Origin of the sequence: Nocardia acidivorans NBRC 108247 (assembly GCF_001625085.1) — a bacterium.
Classification (GTDB): domain Bacteria; phylum Actinomycetota; class Actinomycetes; order Mycobacteriales; family Mycobacteriaceae; genus Nocardia; species Nocardia acidivorans.
This window is the reverse complement of record NZ_BDAW01000144.1, coordinates 1-2,148: the sequence shown is the minus strand read 5'-3', so window position 1 is coordinate 2,148 and position 2,148 is coordinate 1. Positions and strand designations below refer to the sequence as shown.

The following is a 2,148-nucleotide window of genomic DNA, read 5'->3' as shown; positions in this document are numbered from 1 at the left end:
TGTCGACGCTCTTCGAAAATCGGCCGGTGGCGCTGGTCGAAAATCGGCCACTTGATGGTTGTCTAGTCTGCCGTGTTGTCGGTTCGCATGGACGGGAGTGTGTCGATTTCGGTGTTGCGGAGTCGGTAGCTGTTGCCTTTCAAGGTCAACACGTCGGCGTGGTGGACGATGCGGTCGATCATCGCGGCGGCGACGACGTGGTCGCTGAACACGTCTCCCCAGCGCGAGAACGGCAGGTTGGAAGTCAGGATCAGCGAGGCGTGTTCGTAACGGCTGGAGACCAATTGGAAGAACAGGTTCGCCGCGTCCTGTTCGAATGGGATGTAGCCGACCTCGTCGACGATCAACAGGCCGTAGCGTCGTAGCTTGACCAGCTCGGCCGCCAATCGGCCCTGCTGATGGGCGGTTTGCAGCCGGGTGACCCATTCGACGGCGGTCGCGAACAACACGCGGTGCCCGTGGTGAGCGGCGGCGATGCCGAGCCCGATCGCCAGGTGTGTTTTGCCGGTGCCGGGCGGCCCGAGCAGCACCACGTTCTGGGCTTTGGCGATGAACTGCGCGGTGCCCAAATGGGCGATGGTGTCGCGTTTGAGCGCGGGCTGGTGGTCGAAGTTGAACTCCTCGATCGCTTTGCGGGCGGTGAATCCCGCTGCGCGGATACGGATTTCGGCGCCGGAAGACTCCCGCGACGACACTTCCCGGGACAGAACCGCGGCGAGGTATTCCTCGTGGGTCCAGCCGGCATCACGAGCTTGCTCGGCCAGCCTGGCGGCGCTGTCGCGGATGCGGGGCGCTTTCAAGGCGTTGGCGTAGTACTCGATCTGCTTGGCGGTGTCGGTCGGCGCGGCCATCACGCGACCCCCGTGTCGTCGAAATCGACACCGAAAACGGCGTCGTAGTCGGCGAGATCACGCAGGAACCCGTCACCGTCTTCTCGGTGGGATGCCTTGTGCCCGAACGCTTCTCTCAATCTCGCGGCGATATCGACGTGGGCGGGGTCGGTGATGGTTTGCTGTTTCGACCAGGCCCGCGGGTGTGAGCCCACCAGCAGTCCGTCGCAGCGGGCGGTGACGGTGTCCAGGTCGGCGCGGATATCGACCATCCGCCCGATCACGGTCGGGTCGACGGAGTAATCGTTGCCCAGAACCCGCAGGTAGTAGTCACGCGGGAGCCGGGCCTGATGGGCGAACCCGACCGGCGGCGCGACCGGCGGCAACGCCGTCATGCAGGCGCGGTCGGTGCCGATCAGCTCCGCCGGTGCGGCAGCGATGCGCCGAACCCGACGCGTATTCGCTGTTGGAATCCACTGGGCAAGTTGGGTATTGAAATCAGCGGGTGAGCTGAACGCCCGACCCGGCAGGAACGAGGTTTCCAGATAGCCGTTGACGCGTTCGACGATGCCCTTCGATTCCGGGTCGAACGGTTTGCACTGAACGATCCGGGTGCCCAGCATCCCGGTGAACGCACTCACCCCGGCCGCCAGATGACCGCCTTTGCCGATACCGGACTCGTTGTCCCACAACAGTCTTCGTGGCACCATGCCCAACTGCCCCGACAGCAGCGACCACATTCCGGCCAGCAGATCCGCGGTGGTGCGAGTCGGGATCATCATCGCGGTGATGAACCTCGAGAACGAGGCCACCATCACCAGCACCGGCGGTGTCCCGATCTGCCCGGCGCCCAACGGAATCCGGGTCGGCGGGAACCACAGATCACACTGAGCTTGATCACCCGGCCGATAGTCGAGGCGATCGGCCGGATCCTTCGGCGCATACTCCGGCCGCAGGTCGGCGATCTTCTTACGGAACCACGACGGCGACCCCGACCAGCCCACCCGCTCCGCGATCACCGACGCCGGCATCGACGGGAACTCCGCCAGCAACCCCCGCACCAGCGGTTCGAACCCGTCGAACGCCGAGGGCCCCGACACTCGCTCATACTTCGGCGGCGACTCCGAGGCGATCGCTCGGGAAACCGTGTCCCGTGAGAGCCCCAACCGGGCCGCGATCGCCCGCCTCGACAGGCCCTCGCTCGTGTGGAGATACCTGATCTGCGCCCAATCCTGCACTGAGATCACCCTTCCGATGGTGGATGGGTGGCCTACTTTTCAAAGAGCGCCTGTGGCCGGGTATTCGAAGAGCGCTGACA

2 protein-coding genes are annotated in these 2,148 nt (G+C 64.9%); both read right to left on the bottom strand.

What is annotated here, in order from left to right:
• Positions 1 to 62 precede the first annotated feature (62 nt).
• Positions 63 to 851, bottom strand: a complete 789-nt coding sequence (istB, locus tag NA10_RS35030; RefSeq protein WP_067574992.1) for an IS21-like element helper ATPase IstB — start codon at positions 849 to 851, stop codon at positions 63 to 65.
• Positions 851 to 2,077 carry an IS21 family transposase gene (gene istA, locus NA10_RS35025; RefSeq protein ID WP_067574991.1) on the bottom strand — a complete coding sequence of 409 codons (1,227 nt, stop codon included), beginning with the start codon at positions 2,075 to 2,077 and terminating at the stop codon, positions 851 to 853. The genes istB and istA overlap by 1 nt, the downstream gene beginning before the upstream one ends.
• Positions 2,078 to 2,148: the final 71 nt, after the last annotated feature.